This is a genomic window from Ensifer sp. Root954 (genome assembly GCF_001429005.1).
Taxonomy (GTDB): Bacteria; Pseudomonadota; Alphaproteobacteria; order Rhizobiales; family Rhizobiaceae; genus Ensifer; species Ensifer adhaerens.
This window is the reverse complement of sequence record NZ_LMJM01000052.1, coordinates 558122-578333: the sequence shown is the minus strand read 5'-3', so window position 1 is coordinate 578333 and position 20212 is coordinate 558122. Positions and strand designations below refer to the sequence as shown.

Sequence of the window (20212 nt, the reverse complement as noted above, 5' to 3'; positions counted from 1 at the left end):
TCCTTTCGATGCGAAGGCCGCCTGCAATGCGTCAGGCGGCGAAACGTCCGGCCGCCGGCCGCTTCTTGTATCCGACCATCCATAGCATGAGGGCGATCAGCGCCAGCACCGCAAAGGCCGGCTGTTGCAGCAGCCAATGCAGCATCCCGTGCCAGATCGTCGGTGCGGTATCGGAACGTTGCGCAAACTGGACCCAGCTTGCCGTGTCGGCGCCAAGCGCCTCCAGGTCGTCGCCGAGCGACGTCATGACCAGTTCCGATGCTGCGACCGACTGGATCGCGTCGACGGCACCGGCAAGCACGGCGGCAAACAACACGACGGCGCTCGCCAGCCTCAATAGAAATCGCATCGGACGGCATTCCCTTCAATTCGCTGGCTGGCGCCGGTCATCGGCTCGGCGCGTCGCCCTGCCGCATCTTCTCCGATCGCCCGTGCCTCGGACAAGGCCCGACAACGAAAATATGCGGCAATCTGGCATGCCGGAGGATGTGGCCGAGACGGCCGGACGCATCGGACACGCCCTGACGCAAGAGATAAGCCCCTTGCCCGGAGTGCACAATGGGGACCGGGACCCGCCCGCGTCACAAGATGTCAATAATCTGTCAGAAAGCAGTTGATCCCGGGCAAATCATCGGTATATAGACGCGCGTCCGCCGGTTCTCAGCCGGCTGACGCCGAAGGGCCCCGCCCTTCCCATCCAGCCGGATTGACCATCGGCTGCTGACGGATGGACAGGTGGCCGAGTGGTTGAAGGCGCACGCCTGGAACGCGTGTATACGTGAAAGCGTATCGAGGGTTCGAATCCCTCTCTGTCCGCCATTTCCCCCTTGTTCTGCTTCCATTACCAATGCGCATTAAGCGCTACCCTTGTCCCATCTACTGGCGGGTATTAATCTGAGGCGCCGTGACAATGTCGTTTGGTGCGCAAAGTCGCGTCCTTTCTTTTCTCCTCCTGCTGAACAGCGCACTTGTTATTGAGATAAGTCCGTGCTTATGTGTTTGGCATGATCGAGAACGAGATATTCCGAGCCCTGGCTGACCCCACGCGCCGCGCCATCTTCGAGAAGCTTGCTGACGGAAGCATGAATGCCAGCGCTTTGCGGGAAGGTATGGACATAAGCCAGCCGGCCATGTCCCAGCACATTTCCGTGTTGCGGAGTGCCGGGTTGGTGAAGGAGCAGCGGCAAGGTCGGTTCGTAAACTACGAAGTCGACCCGGACGGGCTGGCGCAAATTGCGCAGTGGCTCGCGAAATACCGTGCCTACTGGCCGGCACGCATCGAAGCTCTGAAGATCTTGCTGAAGGATATGGACCAATGAACCGCGAAATCAGCGCCCCGGACGATAACAGCCTTGAGCTGGAATACGAACTCGACGAGGCGCCGCAGAAGGTCTGGCGCGCAATCAGCATCCCGGCGTTTCGCGAAAACTGGCTACCGAAAGAGGCATTGGCCGACCCCGATGGCGCCGTCGTCGTGCCTGGAGAAGAGGTCCGCTACAGGCTGCGCGAAACCGAAGCTCCGTTTCTCGAAAGTACGGTCACATTCCGGATCGCCCCGATTGGTTCGGGCGGCACCCGGCTGCGGATCGTCCACGAACTGCCGAATGTTCGCGGCGGTCGCGTGACCAGGACGGCCGCGAACAGCAACGATACTCTCATGCTCGCCGCCTAGACCGGCGAGCTTCCCCTCAATCTCTGGATAAATGGAGTTCGCCGATGCGCGAAGCGATGCAACTCGTCCCTATGGTCGTCGAGCAGTCGAACGGTGGAGAGCGGTCGTTCGACATCTATTCCCGCCTGCTGCGCGAGCGAATCATCTTTCTCAACGGTGAGGTGAACGACACGGTCTCTGCGCTGGTCTGCGCCCAGATGCTTCTTCTCGAAGCGGAAAACCCGAAGAAGCCCATCCATCTCTATATCAATTCGCCGGGCGGCGTGGTGACCAGCGGTTTCGCCATGTACGACACCATGCGCTACATCCGGGCACCGGTGCATACACTGTGCATGGGGACCGCACGGTCGATGGGTTCGTTTCTGCTGATGGCCGGCACGCCGGGCCAACGGGCCGCCTTGCCCAATGCCAGCATCCTCGTGCACCAGCCATCAGGCGGTTTTCAGGGCCAGGCGTCCGACATGCAGATCCATGCCGAGGAGATCCTTCGCACCAAGCAGCGCATGACGCGCCTCTATGCGGAACATTGCGGACGGACCTACGAGGAGTTCGAACGCGCCATGGACCGGGACCGTTTCATGACCGCAGAAGAAGCATTGGAATGGGGCCTGATCGACACCATCCTGAAGGTTCGCGACGACGGCGAGCCGGCGGCTTCCAGCGGCTTTGCCCTCTAACGGTCTGTCACTGTTCGGCGGGCTACCGGCCGATAACGGATGGTCCGCTGCCGAGCCCCTCGAAGGCGCTCCCCTGCCAAGGGAGTATCCCCGACGTCCGAATCGCCTGGCGCTAAAAAATCGTCGCCCGCGCGATCCGTTTCGCCTCTCCGCTTCGTCTTTCGTGCATCCGCAACGAAGGAGAAGCACCATGACCACTGCACCCGTCACTCTCGTCAACGTTCTGAAGGTCGAACCCGGCAAGCAGGAGCAGTTGATCGCGCTGTTGAAGCGCAACATCGACACCGTCATCCGCACGCTCGGCGGCTGGCGGACGAGCCGGCTGATTGCTGCCAAGGATGGCACCAGCGTCATCATCTATTCGGAATGGGAGACGCCCGCGGCCGTCGAGGCGATGCGCGCCGATGTCAGGATGAAGGCCTATTTCCCACAGATCCTCGAACTGGCGAGCCTCGAATCGGTCATCGGTGAGGTGGTCCTCAGCGATCACAGCTGATGTCGAACCGCTGTGCGTTGCCGGAGCCGGTTTCGATCGGTCAGGCAGCGGACATTTTCTTCAGTCCACGCTATCGTCCGAACCGGCCCCTGGAGATATCCCGATGGAACTCGATATCATGAATACGGAAGACTTCGAGGATCGCTTGAGGGATCTCCGGCCGCGGCTGCACCGCTATTGCGCGCGCATGACCGGCTCGGCCGTGGATGGTGAGGACGTGCTGCAGGACACGCTGATCAAGGCCGTGCAGGCGCGGGCGGATGGCGTGGTGGTGGACAATCTCGAAGGCTGGCTGCTGCGCATCGCCCACAACACCAGTCTGGATTTTCTGCGCCGGCGGTCCAGGCACAAGATCGTCCCGCTGCTCGATGACATGGAAGATGCGCCGCTGCCCGAGGCGGACATCGTCGCGATCGGCTTTCAAACCTTCCTGCAACTGCCGGAACTTCAGCGCTGCGCGGTGATCCTGAAGGATGTGCTCGGCCATTCGATCGAGGAAATCGCCGCTATCGCCGAGTGTACGCCGGCGGCGGCCAAATCGGCGCTGCAGCGCGCCAGGGTGGCGCTCAGGCTCCTGACCGAACGCCCGGAGGATATGCGTCTGCCGCTGATGTCCGACGCGAACCGGCACAAACTGGCAAGTTTCGTGCGCTTCTTTCAGGGCGGCGACTTCGATGCCATCCGCGCCATGCTGGCCGACGATGTAAAACTTGAGCTGGTCAACAGGCTGAAGCTGGAGGGTCGCGAGGGCATCAGCCGCTATTTCACCCGCTATGCGCAGGAGACAAAGTGGCGTTTCGCGCTCGGCGCAATCGAAGGGCGGCCGGCCATGCTGGTTTTCGACAGTGCCGGCCCCATGGAAAAACCGGCGCATTTCGTCGTTCTCGATTGGCGTCGGGACGAGATCGCCGCGATCCGCGATTTTCTCTTCGCCCCCTATGTGCTTGAAACCGTTGATTGGGTTCGCCTGGCTTGAACTGCGAGAGAGCGGCTCTTTGCCGATTGAGGGTCCGTTCTCCGTCAAATGTTGACGGTTCCGCGCTATTCTTGGACCTTCGCTGGTATCGGCAGCCGTTGGGTTTCGGCAGGTTTCCCTGGCCGGTGAGGCACCGGCTCCGAGCATCGCGGGGGGACTGGTTGCGTTCTGGGGAGAGGCAGCATGAGTTTGGCGAGCGACGCGCGTTTCTGGGACCGGACGTCGCGGCGATACGCCAAGGGAACGATCGCGGACCCGGCCGCCTATGAACGCACGCTCGACCGCACCCGCGCCATGCTTCTGCCCGATGACCGCGTGCTCGAACTCGGTTGCGGCACGGGAACGACGGCGTTTAGGCTGGCGGGCGATGTGCGCGATTACCTTGCAACCGATTTTTCGACCGAGATGATCGCCATTGCCCGGGAGAGGTACGCTGTCGACCTGGTTCCGAACCTCGCCTTTCGCAGCGCGACGGCCGAAACGCTTGCGGCCGAACGTGGGCAGTTCGATGCGGTGCTGGGCTTCAACTACCTGCATCTCGTGCGCGATCTGCCCGCCACGCTCGACAACATCCATACCCTGCTTGCCTCCAGAGGAGTGTTCATCTCCAAGACGCCCTGCGTCGGCGACATGAACCCGCTCGTCCGGCTCCTGCTGTTGCCGGCGATGCGGGCCGTCGGACTGGCGCCCTATGCAGGAACTTTCAGCGCAGCAGAGCTCGGCCGGCACATCGTCGCCGCCGGCTTCGAGCTTCTGTCGGCGGAAAATCACGCATCGGCGAGCAACGACAACCGCCCCTACATCGTCGCCCGGAAGCGCTGAGGTGTTAGACCAGAGCAGCCGCGCTGCCCTGGTCTCGATGCGTTCCAGACACGCGCTGCCGCGAGGGCTGAGTGGTCCTGCCGAGCCGCCGGTTGTTGACGTTCAACGCCTGCGCGACAGGATCGATACCAGCGCCAGGCCGCCGATCACGGAGACGTGCTCCAGCGCGACGGTCATGTCGCGGAAGGCCTCTTCGCCTTCCTTCAGCCAGAAAGGATGGGCGATCGGGATCGTCAGCACCGTGAAGACGGCGAGCGCCCCGGCGGCAAGCCAGACCCAACGGTTGAGGATGATCAGCAGAGAGGCGCCGATCTGCAGGATCAACGTCATCGAATTGAACAGCCATCCCGGCGTCAGGCCGAAGCCTTCCATGATCGCGACGTTGGCGTTGAAGTCGAAGAGCTTGGCAAGGCCGCTTGACCAGAAGACGAGCGTCAGCAGCACGCGGGCGAGAATGCCGAAGGCGCGCGAATCGAGAATGCTTGCGATAGGGCCTGACATGGATCATCCCTGCCTTGCGGTGAGAAAGGCGACCCTGCGCGCGCTCGCAATCGCCGTTGTCTGTGCGATGGCGACCAGGCCAGCGAGCCAGCAGGCGGCGCTCGATGCAGCGGCGCCGCCGGGCTCGGCGATGCCCGCAGATGCCGTTCCAGTCCCGGGATTGTCAGTCCTTATCTGGTTTTCCAATGCCACGTCGGCCCCCATTTCCGATTGAACCGACGGGGTTTGTAGAATCTCAACCAGGCTTGAGGTCAAGAAAACGGCCATGCGACAAATTGGGTGGCGCTGGGGGCGGTCGTTCGATGAATAGTTAGCTCTTGCGCTAAGTATTGACGCGTGATACTTAGCCTTATGGAACAGTATTCAGACCGATTGGACGTGATCTTTCAGGCGCTCGCCGATCCCACCCGCCGTGCGGTGCTTGCGCGGCTCGGCGGCGGTCCGGCGAGCATCAGCGATCTCGCCAGACCCTTCGACATGGCCCTGCCGTCCTTCTTGAAGCACATCCACTACCTTGAAGGCAGCGGGCTCATCCGCACGCACAAGGAGGGCAGGGTGCGCACCTGCGCCATCGAGAAGGCGCAGTTCGCCGCGGTAGAGAGCTGGCTTTCGGCGCAGCGCGCGCTCTGGGAAGGCCGCGCCGACCGGCTGGAGAAATTCGTCACTGAACACGAGGAGGAATGACCATGATCCGCTCTCCCGATCCTGAACTCGACCTGACGATGGCGCGCATCATCAAGGCGCCGCGCGCGACGGTCTGGCGCGCCTGGAGCGATCCCACTCGGCTTGAGCAATGGTGGGTTCCTGAGCCGGCAAGATGCAAGGTGATCGACATGGATCTCAGGCCCGGCGGCAGTTTCGTGACGCGGATCAGCGAAGGCGGCGGCGCATTCGTGCCGCATATCGACGCCTGTTTTCTCGCGGTCGACGAACTCTCGCGCATCGTCTTCACCGACACGCTCGTTGCCGGTTGGCGGCCGGCGGAAAACGCCTTCATGACGGCGATCATCACCCTCAGCGATCATCCAGCCGGCACCGAATACGCTGCCCATGTAATGCATCGGAGCGGCGCGGACCGGAAGATGCACGAGGAGATGGGTTTTCACGACGGCTGGGGAACGGTTGCCGGGCAACTGGCCCGGTTCGTCGAGCAAACTCACTGAGGAGACGATCCCATGCGCAATATCGTGCTGCAGATGATGACGACACTGAATGGCCGCCTCGACGATCCGCTTGCCTGGATGGGGACGGTGGTCGACGAACAATACCGGGCGATCGACCGTCTCTACGCCGGCTACGACACGGTTCTGGTCGGCCGCACCACCTATGAGGAGATGGTCGGCTACTGGCCGGGCGCGCTGAAGGACGAGGCGGGCGGCGAGACCAATCGGGTGATGGCAGGGCGTATGCACGACTATCGCAAGATCGTGTTCTCCCGCACCGAAGAGCAGGCGATCAGCCGCTGGCACAATGCCGAGCGGGCGGTGGTTCCTGATGATGCGGCGCTCTCGCGCTACCTGACCGACCTGAAGGCTGAGCCCGGCCGGGATATCCATCTGTCCGGCGGCGCGAGCCTGGCGCAGACGGTGATCGGCCTCGGCCTCGTCGATCGCTACCACTTCTTCGTCTACCCGGTCGTATCGCCGGGCGAACCATGGTTCGCCCGGCTTCGCGACAAGAACGAGCTGCAGCTGATCGGCAGCGAGCACTACGACAACGGCGTCGTTGGGCTCCACTACGCGACGGTACGCGACGTAAAGTCGGCGCGACCGAAAAGCTTCTCGGAGCTCATTGCCTAAGAGCAATTCCAGGAAAAGTGCGAAGCGGTTTTCCGTCCGGAATTGCGCCAGCCAAGCGAGCGAATTCCAGGAAAAGTGCGAAGCGGTTTTCCGTCCGGAGTTGCGCGGCTTTTGGGATCACTCCCCGGCTTGCAGGGTGGTGAACAGCCGGTCGTAGGTCGGCGCCAGAAGGCGTAGGCTTGCGGCCGCCTCGGCATCCCTGCGCAGGACCAGCGGATACTGCAGCGCGCCGATCAGCCGTGCCTGTTCGCCGGCGATGGCGGCGGATTTGGCAAGGCCTGCCCGCGCCAGGCAGGACGCCGCATCGCCGGCGCGGCGGGCACCGACACGAACGGCGAAGTGCACGAGGTGCGCCCGCAGGTTCTTGTCGCAATGGTCTTCGATCAGAGCGGCGAGCGCTTCGGCTGCGTCGGCATTGCCAAGGCTGCCCGTCGGCACCAGCCGGTCCGTGGTCATCGAGAGCCAGTGGATCGCGGCCGGCACCGAGGCGCGGATTGCCTCGACCTCGCTCACGTCGGCGACACGAGAGAATCCCCATCGCATGGTGTAGGGGTCGCCGTAGCTCAGCGTCTCGGCGCCCCAGGCCGTCATGAAATCGTGGAGCGGCAGGGAGGCGTAGGGATATCCTTGCGGGTCGTGCATCAGCACGCGCGTCTCGTCGATCGCGAGGACCACGACATAGTGATCGGCCTCGATCGGTCCCGTCATGCCGGGCTGGTGCCTCAGATGCCCCATCTCCACCGGGCCGACCCAGACGGGACCATCCTTCAGCGCCGAGCGCAGGCGGGAAAGCGCGTCCTCGGGCTCGCCGCCGCTACTGACCTGCGACGTCCAGCCGAGCGCCTTCAGCGCGCCGTCGAACCCGGCCTCCGGATCCCAGCCGTAGGGGTCGAAGAACGGCAGGGTACCGCCGACGATCTGCATGCCGAAGGGGCTGCCGGTGGCAAGCTCAATGGTCGAGGTCGAGGGCGCGGCTTCGCCGAACATCATTGCAAATGAGTTGGCGTAGCAATAGGGGCCGGAGCCCACATAGGAAAAGTGCTGCATCGGTTGGTCCTTGAGTGATTGGAGCGTGCGGGGATTGGGTTAACGCACGATGGGGTAGGCGACATCGAAGCGGGTACCGCCGCTGCCGGGATAGATTTCGTAAGGGCTGCCGAAGCAGCTGAGATCGTCGCTTTGCTCGAACCAGGCTTCGATCGCGTCATAGACGCGGAGCACGGCCGGAAAGGTTTCGAACGGTTCGGCCACGGCCAGGAACGCTTCGCGTCCCGCCGGCTGAAGGCGGATGCGCAGATCACCAGTGGGTTCGAGGCTGCCGTCATAGCCGATCGCCACCTCGACGAGACCCTTGCCGTCGTGATTGACCGGCTCGTGGAAATGCAGCGTCATCGGTCCGTCGTCGCTCTCGCCCGATTGCGCAAGATAGCCGCGGATCTCCGCTTCAGCGCTTTCGGTGAAGGCCTCGAGCGCATCCACCGTCACATGGTGCTGGCGATAGACGATTTTCGAAGGCGCGACGTCGCGCACGGCAACGGCCCTGACCAGCGGATCGTCGCCGCCGCTCGATTGCCGGATGATTGCCTCCACCAGCTCGCGCTGATCCTCGAGTCGTTTGCTCTGCACCTCCAGCCACGCGCGCAGCTCCGTGAGGCGAACGTCGGGCTGAAGATCGATCAGCCGTGCGATCCGTGCGATCGGCAGCCCCAGCTGCCGCAGCCGGGCAATCAGCCTGGCGCGGCTTGCCTGCGTGGCGGCGTAATAGCGGTAACCAGTCGCGGGATCGACATGGGCAGGCACCAGCAGGCCCTGCTCGGCATAAAGCCTGAGTGCTTTCGGCGACAATCGTGTGGCGGCGCCGAAGCGGCCTGCGAGGAAGTAGGAATCGGTCATGAAGGTAGTCTGGGGCCAGCCCCAGGGGCGAGGTCAAGGGGCATGTTGCCGCCTTTCCTGTTGAAGACCTCCCGGAGCAGGCGACCGCTCCGGGAGGGGCAAGGCTATCGATTTTCGCGCCGGTTGTGAGACGCCAGCGCCAGCAGCGTGATCGTCGCCATGCCGAGGCAATAGCCGACGAGCGGCCAGGCCGTATCACCGCCAAGCAGGAGAACGGCGCCGGTGCCAATAAGGCTGACGATCAGGCTCTGGATCGAGAAGTAGAGCGCGACCGCCGTCCCGGCGATGGCATCGAAGGCGTTGAGCGCTCCGTTGGCGGTGACCGAGGCGCTCATGACGATGCCGAAGGCGATCACCCACATTGGCAGCACGAAGCTCTGGAACGACGGCACCGCCGAGGCTTCGCCCGCGCCAAGCAGCAGCCCGCCGAGGATGATCAAGGCCATGCCGCGGGCGAGGCAACCGGAGGTCCCATAGCGGGTGACGAAGCCCCTGGCGAAGCGCGTGGCGATGATCATCACGACGGCGGCGGTGGCGAATGCCAGGCTGAAGCCGAGCTGCGAATAGCCGGCGCGATCGATGAGCAGGCGTGGCGCCGTGGAGAAGAACACGAAAAACGCGCCCATCGCCGTGCTGAAGCCAAGCGTATAGGTCCAGAAGGCGCCACTTGCGAGCATGGGCCTGAACCTCGGCCTCATCGGTGCCGCGGCGTCAGGCCGGGTTTCCGACCACCGCGGCAAGGCCTGGCCGAGTGCTGCAAGGCCAAGCATGGCAAGCGTCAGGAAGATCGCCCGCCATCCGAAAGCGCCTGATATCAGCGCGCCGGCGATCGGCCCGAGCGCCGGCACGAAGGAGAGCATGGCGCTGAAGAGGCCATAGATGGTCACACCCTCCGGACGTGCGCCATAAACGTCGCGCACGGTCGCGAAGGTCGCGACCAGTGCGGCCGAGGCGCCGGCCGCCTGGACAAGCCGCAAGGCGACGAAGACCGGTGCCGAGGTGGTTGCGGCCAGTCCCAGCGAGGCCAGCGCAAACAGCGTCGCGCCACCGAGAAGAACGGGACGGCGGCCGACGCGGTCGGACAGCGGGCCGAACAGCAGCTGACCCAGCCCCAAAAGCAGCATGTAGAGGCTGAGCGTGAGCTGGACGACTGCGGGCGACGTGCCGAGGATCGCCGGCATGTCGGGCACGACGGGCAGGTAAATGTCCATGGCGAGCGACGCCAGGATATCGAAGGGCGCCATCAGCAAAAGGGCTGCCGGCAGCGAATAGGACCAGGTGAGGGAATTACGATCGGGCATGATGAAACATCCGCGCAAATGAAAACCATTCGGCGGCGATCTGCCACTTCATCAAATCTTCTGAATGTGAGCCGACAGACGCCGCAACAACTTATTCAACCGTTGTTGCGGCTTACCTGGTTGCTGACGGGTCGGTCCTCATCTGCGGCTCCTATGGCGGCTCTCCAGCGATAACGCCAAGCCATCCGAAATCTCATGCCGGCATGTCCTATCATCGGGATTTCCGGACGGCAACTCCTGGCTCAGCTATCAGCCTCGGCCGCGCCCGGCATCACCGCCAGCCGGTTCTCGACGCTGGTGACGCCGATCACCGATGCTGCGGCATCGCCGGCGCAAGCGATGTCGGATGCCTGCGCCACATGACCGGAAAGCACCACGATCCCGCCGAGCGCCATCACCGAGATCTCGCGCGTATCGATCATCGCCGCATACTGGATGTAGCGCAGCACCTTGTCGGCGAGCGCATCGTCGATGAGATGCGGATCGTCATCTTTGTGCGCGTAAATGGACTTCTCTGTCGGCATGGCTCGTTCCTCATGCTGTTTCGGAACGCCTGCGGCCGGGGAATGTTCCCCTCCCTGTGCCCGCTGCTCGCGCGCTTGCGGCGCGGGTGCAAACAACGTTATTGCTGGCAGGACCATTCCAGGAGCGGAAAGAGGAAAGCATCTGCGGTCTTCCGTCCGTCTCCCGCTCTACCTCATGAGAACAGACCCCGAAGATCTTGGATCGATACGCTCCAAGGTCATCGTGATCCAGGGCCCGCGCATGTCCGACATCTTCCAGAACGTCCTGCCCATCTTCATCCTGATCCTTGCCGGCTGGTTGCTGGTGCGCCTGGGTTACCTGAAACCGGCCGTCGGCGAAGCCTTGGGCGATTTCGTCTTTCGCGTCGCCGTGCCCATCCTGCTGTTTCGCACGATTGCGGAAGCGGATTTCAAGGACGGTTCGCCCTGGCCGCTCTGGGTCGCCTATTTCTCGGGCGTCGCGGTGACCTGGACGTTGGGACACGTGGCGGCGACGCTCGTCTTCGGGCGGGATGCGCGCATGGGGGTTCTCGCTGGCGTCTCCTCCGCCTTCGCCAACACGGTCTTCATCGGCCTGCCGCTGGTGTCGCGAATCGTCGGCGAGGAGGGCATCGTTGCGATCTCGATCCTGCTTGCGGTGCATCTGCCCGTCATGATGATAGCGGGCACGCTCTTGATGGAGCGTGCGGAGCGGCGCGCCGGCGGCAAGCCGGGGCAAAGCCCGCTGCAGCTCTTGGCCGGTGTCGCCCGCAATCTGGTGCGCAACCCGCTGGTGATCGGCCTTGCCTGCGGCGCCGCCTTCCACCTTATCGGCCAGCCGCTTGGCGGTCCGGTCAAGACCGTCGTCGATCAACTGGCGTCGATGGCAGCACCCGCGGCGCTGATCTCGATCGGCATGGCGCTGGATAAATACGGCCTTGCCGGCAATCTCGGGCTCGCTTCGGTGACGAGCGTCTTGAAGCTCGCCGTCATGCCGGCGGTCGTCTATGCGAGCTGCCACCTGCTCGGCCTCAACGACAACTGGACGACGGCGCTGGTGCTGACGTCGGCCGTGCCGACGGGTGTCAATGCCTGGCTGATCGCCAACCATTTCAATGTCGGCCATGGGCTGGCATCCTCGACGATCACGCTGACGACCGCGCTCGGCGTCATCAGCGTTTCGGTCTGGGCCTATCTGCTGATGTGATTACCGCCCTCTCCGGCAAACTGTTTCGCCGCAGAGGCTTGGATCCGCCTGAACGTTCCGTGCGCAACATCTCTGCCTATCCCCGAATACGAAAAGGCCCGGCGCGAGCCGGGCCTTTTGCATGGGATCGTTTCCGACCGCTGAACTTATTGAGCCGGTGCCGGCTGGCCTTCGGCAGGCTTGGCTTCGGTTGCCGGCGCTTCGGCCGGCTTTGCACCTTCGGCGCCAGCAGCCGGTGCTGCTTCGCCGGCAGCCGGTGCGGCTTCGGCAGAACCGGCAGATGCGTCCGGCAGTGCTGCCGGAGCGTCGGACTGCTCGCGCAGCCAGGCGATCAGGTTGGCGCGCTCGTCGGGCTTCTTGACGCCGGCAAAGCCCATGGCGGTGCCCGGAACGTGCTTCTTCGGTGCTTCGATGAAGTAGCTGAGGTGGTCGTAGTCCCAGACGACCTTGCCGCCTTCGGCAAACGTCTTCATGCCGGCCGAGTAGCTGAAGCCCTCATGCGAAGCGATCGGACGGTTGACGAGGCCCCAGAGGTTCGGACCGACTTTGTTTGCGCCGCCCTTGTCGGCGGTGTGACAGCTTGCGCATTTCTTGAACACGGCTTCACCGGCAGAAGCGTCGGCCTTGAGCAGCAGCGGCTTGATGTCGACTTCGACTTCCGCGGCACCACCGGCACCTGCTTCAGACGTGCCTTCTTCCGCAACGATCGTAAAGCCTTCCTTCTCGGGAGCTTCGGAATGGAAAATGCCTTCCGATGCAATGGACACGGACATCAGAACGAAGACCGTTCCCAGAAAGGCGCCCACGCCCATGTTCACATATGAATTCATCTGCAAACGCTCCCTTTGCCACCGGCGCAAACAAAAACCCGGCCTATCTTGAAATCGCGCGGAACCTATGTCTTTTGGCTCTGCGTTGCAACAGTGATTATCGGCCCCTAACTGAGACTTATTGACACTTTCGGCGGGGTTTTTGAAGGCCAGATCATGAATCGCGAAAATTCAGGTAAAGTCATCGTGCTCATTCCGGCGCGCATGGCCTCGACACGCCTACCCGGAAAGCCGCTCGCCGATATTTGCGGCCTGCCGATGATCGTCCAGGTCGCGACCCGAGCGCAGGAAGCGGACGTCGGCCGCGTCGTCGTTGCCGTTGACGACCAGCAGGTCTTCGACGTCGTGCGCGCGGCCGGCTTCGAAGCGATAATGACCCGCATCGACCACCAGTCCGGCTCCGACCGGATCTACGAAGCGCTGCAGAAGGCCGATCCGAACGGCGAAGCCGAGATCGTCATCAACGTCCAGGGTGACCTTCCGACGGTCGAACCGGCATCGATCCGCGCGGCGCTGAACCCGCTCGAAAATGCCGCCACCGATATCGCCACGCTGACGGTGGCGATCGCTGAGGAGAGCGAGAAGACCAACCCGAACATCGTCAAGGTCGTCGGTTCGCCGCTTTCCGACACGCGCCTGCGTGCGCTCTATTTTACCCGCGCGACCGCGCCTCATGGCGAAGGCCCGCTCTATCATCACATCGGGCTCTATGCCTATCGACGGCAGGCGCTGGAACGCTTCGTCTCGCTTCAGCCCTCCGTGCTCGAACGCCGCGAATCGCTGGAGCAGCTGCGTGCGCTCGAAGCCGGCATGCGCATTGATGTCGAGATCGTCGATTCGGTCCCGCTTGGTGTGGACACGCCGGTGGAGCTGGAAAAGGCCCGCCGCATCCTGTCTGCCCGTACCCGCTGATATCAGAACCTGAGAAGGACGCTACCGTGACCGCCAAGACCAACAGGATTTCCTTCCAGGGCGACTATGGCGCCAATTCCGACATGGCCTGCCGCGACATGTTCCCGTCGATGGAGCCGCTGCCCTGCCAGACCTTCGAGGATGCCTTCGTCGCGGTCGAGAACGGCGACGCCGATCTGGCGATGATCCCGATCGAGAACACGATCGCCGGCCGGGTCGCCGACATCCATCACCTGCTGCCGGAATCGCGGCTGCACATCGTCGGCGAATATTTCATGCCGATCCGTTTTCAGCTGATGGTGCTTCCGGGTGTCACGCGTGACGAGATCCGCACCGTGCACAGCCACATCCATGCGCTCGGCCAGTGCCGCAAGATCGTGCGCTCCAACGGCTGGAAGCCGGTCGTCGCCGGCGATACGGCGGGCGCGGCAAAGCTCGTCTCCGAAAAGGGCGACCGCTCGATGGCAGCGCTCGCGCCGCGGCTTGCCGCCGATCTCTATGGCCTCGAAATCATCGCCGAGAACGTCGAGGATACCGAGAGCAACGTCACCCGCTTCGTCGTGCTGTCCAGGGAAGAGCAGCGGATCGCCCGCACCAGCGACGAAGAGCTGATCATCACCACCTTCGTCTTCAATGTCCGCAACATCCCGGCAGCGCTCTACAAGGCCATGGGCGGTTTCGCCACCAACGGCATCAACATGACCAAGCTCGAGAGCTACCAGCTTGGTGGCCGGTTCGTGGCGACGCAGTTCTATGCGGATATCGAAGGCCACCCGGATGACGTCGGCGTGCGCCATGCCATGGACGAGCTTCGCTTCTTCTCCGAAAAGGTCCGCATCCTCGGAACCTATAACGCGCACCCGATGCGCGGCGTTCTCTGAACAGGCCGCTCCGGCGCCAAGTTGTTGAGAAAGGCCTGCGTAGGCAGGCCTCGACCGCCTCCCAAAGCGGTGAGGCGGTCGCTATCGCTAGCACGCTGCTTGGCCCCTCAGCTCCGCCTGAAGGCCGCGAATGCGCCTGATTTCTGACCAAAATGAAGCCTGCGGTTGTGGTCTTCTTGCGCCGCACATATCTGATCCTGCCATCTGGCTAAGGTTTTCAGAGCATCACGTTTAAGTCCTGAGTGTACCGTTTGCGGTTATTTTCCGAGAGATTCATTGGTTTCGCCACGCCCTACGGGGGTGAAAGTGGCAAAAATTCGTTAACCGGCTACGCGTCTGGCGCATGCCTAGTTTGCAATCGTGGCGCTACACAAATTTTAGGCAAATGCCTATTTGACGCTCGTCAAGTAAGGAGTGTTAAAGATGAAGATCCGTCAGAAGATCATGGAATATGCGAAGACCCGCCGTGCGATCCGCGAGCTGAATGCTCTCGACGATCACGCACTGAGCGACATCGGTCTGTCCCGTTCGCAGATCCAGGCCGCCGTTTACGGCCGCTAATTCCGTACCATTCGCGCATCCCGCCGCTTCAGGCTGGCGGGATGCGCGCAGCATACCCTCTCGCTTAAGAATCGTAGAGGCAGACGCGCAGCCGGTGACCATCCGGATCGAGCGCGACGAAAGTCGGACCGAAATCCATTTCGGTCAATTCCTGCGCAATCGGCAGGCCTTTCCCCTTCCAATCCTCGTAACGTGCGCGCACTGCGCTCTCGTCTTCCACCATGAAGGCCAGTTCCGACCGGCTGCCCGATGCCGCCGGCTCCGGCGCGACCGTATGTTCGGCCCAGAGCCCGAGCGTGAAGCCGCCCGGCAGCTCGAAGGACGAGAAGGTCTGGTAGGTGACGCTTGGTTCCTGCGCGAGAAGCGCGCGATAGAAGGTCACGCTTGCGAGCGGGTCCTTGACGTAGAGAACGATGAGATTTGCCTTGGCCATGCTGTTCCTCCTTGTTGCGGAAGGTGCAGGCTAGGGCTGGCCGCTGCCAGTTTCTGTCAGCATCGGCGCACCAACACCCGTCAGGAGCCGACCGTCTCTCGCTTCGACGCCGCCATGTTCTGGCTCGCGCGCCAATCCTTCATCAGCACCTGCCGGCGGCGGGGATAGCGCGCCTCAGTCACCGTCATCTTCTGCATGCGGTCGGCGCGAAAGTGCCGGAAGTCCAGGCGCAGCTCGCACCAGGCCATGACCATGCGCACGTTCTCAAAGAAGCCGAGGGCAAAGGGCCAGACGGTGCGCTGCGTCGCGCTGCCGTCATTGTCGACGTAGTCGAGTTCCACCTTGCGCTCGTTGCGGATTGCGCGCCTAAGCGCGGCGATGTCGATGCCGTTGGTGGCCGGCGGGCTCGGGCCGACGAGCAGGGTCGAACTGTCGAGCTCCTCGCGAAGTTCGGCCGGCAGCACCGCGGCAATCTTGGCGAGCGCATTGGCGGCAGCGCCGGCGAGATCGTCGTCGGTGCGCTTGGAGACCCAGCGCGAGCCGAGCACCAAGGCTTCGATCTCCTCGGCGGAAAACATCATCGGTGGCAGCATGAAGCCGGGCTTGAGCACATAGCCGAGCCCCGGCTCGCCCTCGATATCAGCGCCCTGCGCCTGGAGGCTGGCGATATCGCGGTAGAGCGTTCTGAGGCTGACGCCGGTTTCTTCCGCCAGTCGCTGGCCGCTCACCGGCTGGCGGTAGCGCCGGAGCACCTGCAGAAGGTCGAGCAGCCGTTCGGAGCGGGACACGGTCGATCTCCCTGTATCCGTCGCCTTATGTCCGCTCGCCCCAGGCGAGCCAGTCGCGCATCAGCTGGTGCGCGATCGCGCCCTTCGGCGGTGGAATATGCGCGTCGCCGGTGTCGGCGACCCCGGTCGACCTTTCGAGCATCGCGATCGTTTCATCGCGCGTGAACCAGCGCACGTCTTCCAGCTCGTGCTCGTCGCGCTTGATGACGGTTGATTTCGCCTCCGCATAACAGCCGATCATCAGCGTGTGCGGCATCGGCCAGGGCTGCGAGGCATGGTAGCGCACCCGGCCGATATGGATGCCGGACTCCTCGAGCGTTTCCCGCCGAACGGCGTTTTCGATCGTCTCGCCCGGCTCGACGAAGCCGGCAAGGCAGGAATACATGCCCGGCGCGAAATGCGGGCTGCGGCCGAGCAGGCAAAGATCGCGCTCAAGGTCGATCGTCATCATGATGACGACAGGGTCGGTGCGCGGGAAGACCATATGGCCGCAGGCGGTGCAGACCCGGCGATAGCCGCCGGCCTTGCCTTCCATCGGGCCTGCGCAGCGACCGCAGAAGCGGTTGTTGGCATTCCAGGTAATCAAGCTCGAGCCTTGCGCGAACTGGCCGAGCAGTTCCTCCGGCAGCATCTGCTGGCGATAGAGGGTGCGGCCGTCGGCGATCTTGAAGGGCTCGGTGATCGTCTCGTCCGTCAGGCCCGTCGGCACGGCCAGCCGGGGCTCGCCGTTGGCGAGGTAGCCGAGCAGGATCGTCTCGTCGAGAACGGGTTCGAGACCTTCAAGCTCATAAGGCGCAAACAGTGGGTCGATGATCTTCTCGTCATGCTTGACGATCAGCTTCGGTCCGGAGAAGGCCAGGAAATGCGCACCCGGGTGCTTCAGTGCCACCTGGACGCAATCGTCGGCCCGGTGCTCCGACTGGCGATCCAGATGATTCTCCGAGAAGGCGACGAGGGTGCTTGGCTCTGGATGCGGGCTGCGAAGGTCAAAGATCGATTTCGTCATGTTCAGAGGTTTTCCAGAATGCGGGCTGCGAAGGCCTGATGTTCTTTTTCGTCCCACGGCTCCGCCTTGCCGAAGCCCCAGACCGGCCCCGGCCAGTTCGGGTCGCCGTCGCTGCGGGCGATGATATGCACGTGAAGCTGCCGGACGATGTTGCCCAATGCGCCGATATTGATTTTCTCGGCGCCCGTGACCTTCTTCAGCGCCGTCGCTGCCATGGTCGTCTCGAAGGTCAGCATCGTCTGGTCGAGCGGGGTGAGGTCGAAGATCTCAGAAATGCCTTCACGCTGAGGAATGAGCACGAGCCAGGGCCAGCGGCGGTCGTTCATCAGCCGCATCTGGCAAAGCCCGATCGAGGCGATCGGAATGCCGTCGCGCTCGAGCCGCTCGTCGAGGGTGAAGGTCGTCAACTGGGTCTCCTCGGCTATTGAGAATGGCGGATTCGCCTTGTTTTGCATATCGATATCAGTTTTTTGACGGCTTGGCTTGCATTTGCTTTCGATATTGCCGATATGGAAGCCGGGAGGTTGGTGGTGGACGAGCCACTCGCCAACCGGGTCAGGTCCGGAAGGAAGCAGCCCCAACGAGCTCCGGCACGGGTCATCGTGCCAGCCTCCCACCTTCTCCGTCCTGTCGGGACAAGAGTTCGAACAGCGGCAGGGTCGATGAGCGACGATACGTCCATTTCATCCGTTGAGAAACCAGCCGCCTACCGTGTTCTGGCGCGCAAGTATCGCCCCAAGGATTTCTCCGACCTGATGGTCGGCCAGGAACCGATGGTGCGCACGCTCACCAACGCGTTCGAAACCGGCCGCATCGCCCAAGCCTACATGCTGACCGGGGTGCGCGGGGTCGGCAAGACCACCACCGCCCGCATTCTCGCCCGCGCGCTGAACTATAAGACACCGGATATCGATCGGCCGACCATCGACCTGCGCGTTCCCGGCGAACATTGCCAGGCGATCATGGATGGGCGTCACGTCGACGTCATCGAAATGGACGCGGCGTCACACACCGGCATCGACGATATCCGCGAGATCATCGAACAGGTGCGCTACCGCCCGGTTTCGGCCCGCTACAAAGTCTACATCATCGACGAAGTGCACATGCTCTCGACCCAGGCCTTCAACGGCCTGCTGAAGACGCTCGAAGAGCCGCCAGAGCATGTGAAATTCATCTTCGCGACCACCGAAATCCGCAAAGTGCCGATCACGGTTCTGTCGCGCTGCCAGCGCTTCGACCTGCGCCGCATCAGCGCGTCCGATCTCGTCGGCCTGTTTTCGACGATCCTCGGCAAGGAAGGCGTATCCTTCGATCCGGAAGCGCTTGCGATGGTGGCCCGCGCTGCCGAAGGCTCGGCGCGCGACGGCCTGTCGCTGCTCGACCAGGCGATTGCCCATGGCGGCGGCGCTGTGGAAGTCGAAACCGTGCGTTCGATGCTCGGCCTTGCCGACCGCGCCCGCATCGTCGACCTCTTCGAGCACGTCGTCAAAGGCGATGTCGCCGCGGCCCTCAAGGAATTCACCGCACAATACGAGGCCGGCGCCAATCCGACGGTCGTATTGACCGACCTTGCCGATTTCACCCATCTCGTCACCCGGATGAAATACGTGCCGGAGGCGGTCAACGACCAGTCCTTGAGCGAGATCGAGCGCACCCGCGGTGCCGGCTTTGCCGAGAGCGTGGCGGTTACGGCGCTCTCGCGCATCTGGCAGATGCTCCTGAAGGGCATTCCGGAAGCCGAAAGCTCGTCGCGCCCGGCGGGTGCCGCCGAAATGGTGCTGATCCGCCTGGCGCATGCGGCACATCTGCCGGCGCCTGAAGAGGCCGCGCGGCGCTTGCTGGAACTTTCCGGCAATGAAGGCGGCGGCGCTCGCCCTGGCCCTTCAGGTGGCAACGGCGGCGGCGCACAGGCCGAGGCTTCCGTGTCCGTGTCGGCGCAGGCATCGCAGCCGATGCCGGTGCAGCGCCCGACGAGCAATGGCGCGACCATGCTGCGCGCCGTCCCGGACGTGGCGCCCCAGGCGGTTGCCGTTGGCCACATCGAAGAACGCCCGGTGGCGGCGCCTGCGGCCAAGCCGCAGCCGTCGGTGCCGGTCAATTCGATCGCCGACATCGCCGATCTCTGCGCCAAGAACCGCGACATCAAGCTGAAGACGCTGGTGCGCGGCTTTCTGCGGCTCGTGCGGATCGAGCCCGGCCGTCTCGACGTCAACGTCTCGGACGACGCGCCGAAGACGCTGCTTGGCGAAGTGGCCGTCAAGCTAAAGGAATGGACCGGCATCCACTGGATCGTCAGCTACAGCCGCGAGGCCGGTGAGCCGACGCTGATCGAGGCGGAACAGCGGGCGCAGGAGCAGCGCGTCAACGACGCGCGCCAGGACCCCGATGTCGCCGCCATTCTCGCCCGGTTCCCGGGCGCCAAGATCACCGACGTGCGCATTCGCGCCGTTGAAGAAGAGGCCGAGAGCCAGGCTCCGGCCACAGCCGAATCCGCCGACGGCGATATCGTCCCTGGCGACGACATCGAATAGTCCCGTCTGCGAGCAGAAACAGAAAGACAGGAGACGACGATGCGCGACATCATGGGGATGATGGGCAAGGTCAAGGAAATGCAGGCCAAGATGGAAAAGATGCAGGCGGAAATCGCCGCGCTCGAAGTCGACGGCACCTCCGGCGGTGGCCTCGTCACCGTTCGCCTCGACGGCAAGGGCACCCTCAAGAGCCTGAAGATCGATCCCTCGCTGTTCAAGGAAGACGACGTCGAGATCCTCGAAGACCTGATCGTCGCCGCCCACAAGGACGCCAAGGACAAGGCCGAAGCCGTGCAGGCGGAAAAGACCCGCGAACTGACCGCCGGCCTGCCGATCCCGCCCGGCATGAAGCTGCCCTTCTGATCGTCTCCAGGCAGTAGGTTCGGGAAGCAGGGCGGTCTGCCGCCCGCAGCATTTGCGCGC

Annotated in this window: 26 protein-coding genes, 1 tRNA gene and 1 other RNA gene; 17 read left to right on the top strand and 11 right to left on the bottom strand. The window is 63.3% G+C overall.

Annotated features, from left to right (window positions below):
* Positions 1 to 31: 31 nt before the first annotated feature.
* Positions 32 to 349 carry a hypothetical protein gene (locus ASE71_RS33415; protein ID WP_060519472.1) on the bottom strand — a complete coding sequence of 106 codons (318 nt, stop codon included), beginning with the start codon at positions 347 to 349 and terminating at the stop codon, positions 32 to 34.
* Positions 350 to 729: 380 nt separating this feature from the next.
* On the opposite strand from ASE71_RS33415, the gene ASE71_RS33410 reads away from it, so the two are divergent.
* The 7 genes from ASE71_RS33410 (at position 730) to ASE71_RS33380 (ending at position 4643) form a co-directional block, all read left to right on the top strand.
* Positions 730 to 819 (top strand) — tRNA-Ser (locus ASE71_RS33410).
* A gap of 185 nt (positions 820 to 1004) precedes the next feature.
* Complete coding sequence (locus ASE71_RS33405; RefSeq protein WP_034804822.1) at positions 1005 to 1319, top strand: ArsR/SmtB family transcription factor; 315 nt, start codon at positions 1005 to 1007, stop codon at positions 1317 to 1319.
* The gene (locus ASE71_RS33400) at positions 1316 to 1672 is read left to right on the top strand and encodes an SRPBCC family protein (protein ID WP_060519474.1); all 357 of its coding nucleotides are present in this window, start codon (positions 1316 to 1318) and stop codon (positions 1670 to 1672) included. Before ASE71_RS33405 ends, ASE71_RS33400 begins: the two co-directional genes overlap by 4 nt.
* Before the next feature lie 44 nt (positions 1673 to 1716).
* Positions 1717 to 2349: an ATP-dependent Clp protease proteolytic subunit gene (locus tag ASE71_RS33395; protein ID WP_034804815.1), complete on the top strand. Its 633-nt coding sequence runs from the start codon at positions 1717 to 1719 to the stop codon at positions 2347 to 2349.
* A gap of 190 nt (positions 2350 to 2539) precedes the next feature.
* Complete coding sequence (locus ASE71_RS33390) at positions 2540 to 2845, top strand: putative quinol monooxygenase (RefSeq protein WP_060519477.1); 306 nt, start codon at positions 2540 to 2542, stop codon at positions 2843 to 2845.
* Between the two features lie 103 nt (positions 2846 to 2948).
* A complete protein-coding gene (locus tag ASE71_RS33385) occupies positions 2949 to 3821 on the top strand; it encodes a sigma-70 family RNA polymerase sigma factor (RefSeq protein ID WP_060519479.1) in 873 nt (290 codons plus the stop codon).
* Between the two features lie 183 nt (positions 3822 to 4004).
* Positions 4005 to 4643, top strand: a complete 639-nt coding sequence (locus ASE71_RS33380) for a class I SAM-dependent methyltransferase (protein ID WP_060519481.1) — start codon at positions 4005 to 4007, stop codon at positions 4641 to 4643.
* 102 nt (positions 4644 to 4745) lie between these two features.
* On the opposite strand, the gene ASE71_RS33375 is transcribed toward ASE71_RS33380, so the two are convergent.
* Positions 4746 to 5144, bottom strand: a complete 399-nt coding sequence (locus ASE71_RS33375) for a DoxX family protein (RefSeq protein WP_060519483.1) — start codon at positions 5142 to 5144, stop codon at positions 4746 to 4748.
* Between the two features lie 351 nt (positions 5145 to 5495).
* Here ASE71_RS33375 and ASE71_RS33365 point away from each other — a divergent pair, with 351 nt between their 5' ends.
* Genes ASE71_RS33365 through ASE71_RS33355 form a run of 3 tightly spaced genes read left to right on the top strand, consistent with a single transcriptional unit; the run spans position 5496 to position 6943 of the window.
* Complete coding sequence (locus ASE71_RS33365; RefSeq protein ID WP_060519491.1) at positions 5496 to 5828, top strand: ArsR/SmtB family transcription factor; 333 nt, start codon at positions 5496 to 5498, stop codon at positions 5826 to 5828.
* A gap of 2 nt (positions 5829 to 5830) precedes the next feature.
* Positions 5831 to 6307, top strand: a complete 477-nt coding sequence (locus tag ASE71_RS33360; RefSeq protein WP_060519493.1) for an SRPBCC family protein — start codon at positions 5831 to 5833, stop codon at positions 6305 to 6307.
* A gap of 12 nt (positions 6308 to 6319) precedes the next feature.
* Positions 6320 to 6943 (top strand): dihydrofolate reductase family protein, encoded by a 624-nt coding sequence (locus ASE71_RS33355; protein ID WP_060519495.1) that lies wholly within the window; start codon positions 6320 to 6322, stop codon positions 6941 to 6943.
* A 117-nt stretch (positions 6944 to 7060) separates the two neighbouring features.
* Here the strand turns inward: ASE71_RS33355 and ASE71_RS33350 are convergent, their stop codons facing one another.
* From ASE71_RS33350 to ASE71_RS33335, 4 genes are all read right to left on the bottom strand, one after another.
* The gene (locus tag ASE71_RS33350) at positions 7061 to 7990 is read right to left on the bottom strand and encodes a hypothetical protein (protein WP_060519497.1); all 930 of its coding nucleotides are present in this window, start codon (positions 7988 to 7990) and stop codon (positions 7061 to 7063) included.
* A 39-nt stretch (positions 7991 to 8029) separates the two neighbouring features.
* The gene (locus tag ASE71_RS33345; protein ID WP_060519499.1) at positions 8030 to 8836 is read right to left on the bottom strand and encodes a MerR family transcriptional regulator; all 807 of its coding nucleotides are present in this window, start codon (positions 8834 to 8836) and stop codon (positions 8030 to 8032) included.
* Between the two features lie 104 nt (positions 8837 to 8940).
* The gene (gene cml, locus ASE71_RS33340) at positions 8941 to 10137 is read right to left on the bottom strand and encodes a CmlA/FloR family chloramphenicol efflux MFS transporter (protein WP_060519501.1); all 1197 of its coding nucleotides are present in this window, start codon (positions 10135 to 10137) and stop codon (positions 8941 to 8943) included.
* A 242-nt stretch (positions 10138 to 10379) separates the two neighbouring features.
* Positions 10380 to 10661 carry a BON domain-containing protein gene (locus tag ASE71_RS33335; protein WP_029742346.1) on the bottom strand — a complete coding sequence of 94 codons (282 nt, stop codon included), beginning with the start codon at positions 10659 to 10661 and terminating at the stop codon, positions 10380 to 10382.
* 241 nt (positions 10662 to 10902) lie between these two features.
* On the opposite strand from ASE71_RS33335, the gene ASE71_RS33330 reads away from it, so the two are divergent.
* Entirely contained in the window at positions 10903 to 11847 is a 945-nt protein-coding gene (locus tag ASE71_RS33330; RefSeq protein WP_060519858.1) for an AEC family transporter, read from the top strand.
* A gap of 146 nt (positions 11848 to 11993) precedes the next feature.
* Here the strand turns inward: ASE71_RS33330 and ASE71_RS33325 are convergent, their stop codons facing one another.
* On the bottom strand, positions 11994 to 12677 hold the full coding sequence (locus ASE71_RS33325) for a c-type cytochrome (protein ID WP_060519503.1): 684 nt from the start codon (positions 12675 to 12677) through the stop codon (positions 11994 to 11996).
* Between the two features lie 156 nt (positions 12678 to 12833).
* Between ASE71_RS33325 and ASE71_RS33320 the strand changes: the two genes are divergently transcribed.
* The 3 genes from ASE71_RS33320 (at position 12834) to ASE71_RS35445 (ending at position 15031) form a co-directional block, all read left to right on the top strand.
* Entirely contained in the window at positions 12834 to 13589 is a 756-nt protein-coding gene (locus ASE71_RS33320; RefSeq protein ID WP_060519505.1) for a 3-deoxy-manno-octulosonate cytidylyltransferase, read from the top strand.
* Between the two features lie 26 nt (positions 13590 to 13615).
* Positions 13616 to 14470: a prephenate dehydratase gene (locus tag ASE71_RS33315; protein ID WP_029742350.1), complete on the top strand. Its 855-nt coding sequence runs from the start codon at positions 13616 to 13618 to the stop codon at positions 14468 to 14470.
* Positions 14471 to 14893: 423 nt separating this feature from the next.
* Positions 14894 to 15031 (top strand): DUF1127 domain-containing protein, encoded by a 138-nt coding sequence (locus tag ASE71_RS35445; protein WP_064817013.1) that lies wholly within the window; start codon positions 14894 to 14896, stop codon positions 15029 to 15031.
* Positions 15032 to 15095: 64 nt separating this feature from the next.
* Here the strand turns inward: ASE71_RS35445 and ASE71_RS33310 are convergent, their stop codons facing one another.
* From ASE71_RS33310 to ASE71_RS33295, 4 genes are all read right to left on the bottom strand, one after another.
* Positions 15096 to 15464, bottom strand: coding sequence for a VOC family protein (locus ASE71_RS33310; RefSeq protein WP_034804768.1), 369 nt, complete (start codon positions 15462 to 15464; stop codon positions 15096 to 15098).
* An 80-nt stretch (positions 15465 to 15544) separates the two neighbouring features.
* Positions 15545 to 16252: a helix-turn-helix transcriptional regulator gene (locus tag ASE71_RS33305; RefSeq protein ID WP_060519507.1), complete on the bottom strand. Its 708-nt coding sequence runs from the start codon at positions 16250 to 16252 to the stop codon at positions 15545 to 15547.
* A 25-nt stretch (positions 16253 to 16277) separates the two neighbouring features.
* Positions 16278 to 17258: an NAD(+) diphosphatase gene (gene nudC, locus ASE71_RS33300; RefSeq protein ID WP_034804765.1), complete on the bottom strand. Its 981-nt coding sequence runs from the start codon at positions 17256 to 17258 to the stop codon at positions 16278 to 16280.
* A gap of 2 nt (positions 17259 to 17260) precedes the next feature.
* A complete protein-coding gene (locus ASE71_RS33295; RefSeq protein WP_029742355.1) occupies positions 17261 to 17713 on the bottom strand; it encodes an HIT domain-containing protein in 453 nt (150 codons plus the stop codon).
* A gap of 64 nt (positions 17714 to 17777) precedes the next feature.
* On the opposite strand from ASE71_RS33295, the gene ffs reads away from it, so the two are divergent.
* From ffs to ASE71_RS33280, 3 genes are all read left to right on the top strand, one after another.
* An RNA gene (ffs, locus tag ASE71_RS33290) (signal recognition particle sRNA small type) lies at positions 17778 to 17875 on the top strand.
* 45 nt (positions 17876 to 17920) lie between these two features.
* Positions 17921 to 19789: a DNA polymerase III subunit gamma/tau gene (locus ASE71_RS33285; protein WP_060519509.1), complete on the top strand. Its 1869-nt coding sequence runs from the start codon at positions 17921 to 17923 to the stop codon at positions 19787 to 19789.
* A 39-nt stretch (positions 19790 to 19828) separates the two neighbouring features.
* Positions 19829 to 20152, top strand: coding sequence for a YbaB/EbfC family nucleoid-associated protein (locus ASE71_RS33280; RefSeq protein WP_029742357.1), 324 nt, complete (start codon positions 19829 to 19831; stop codon positions 20150 to 20152).
* Positions 20153 to 20212: the final 60 nt, after the last annotated feature.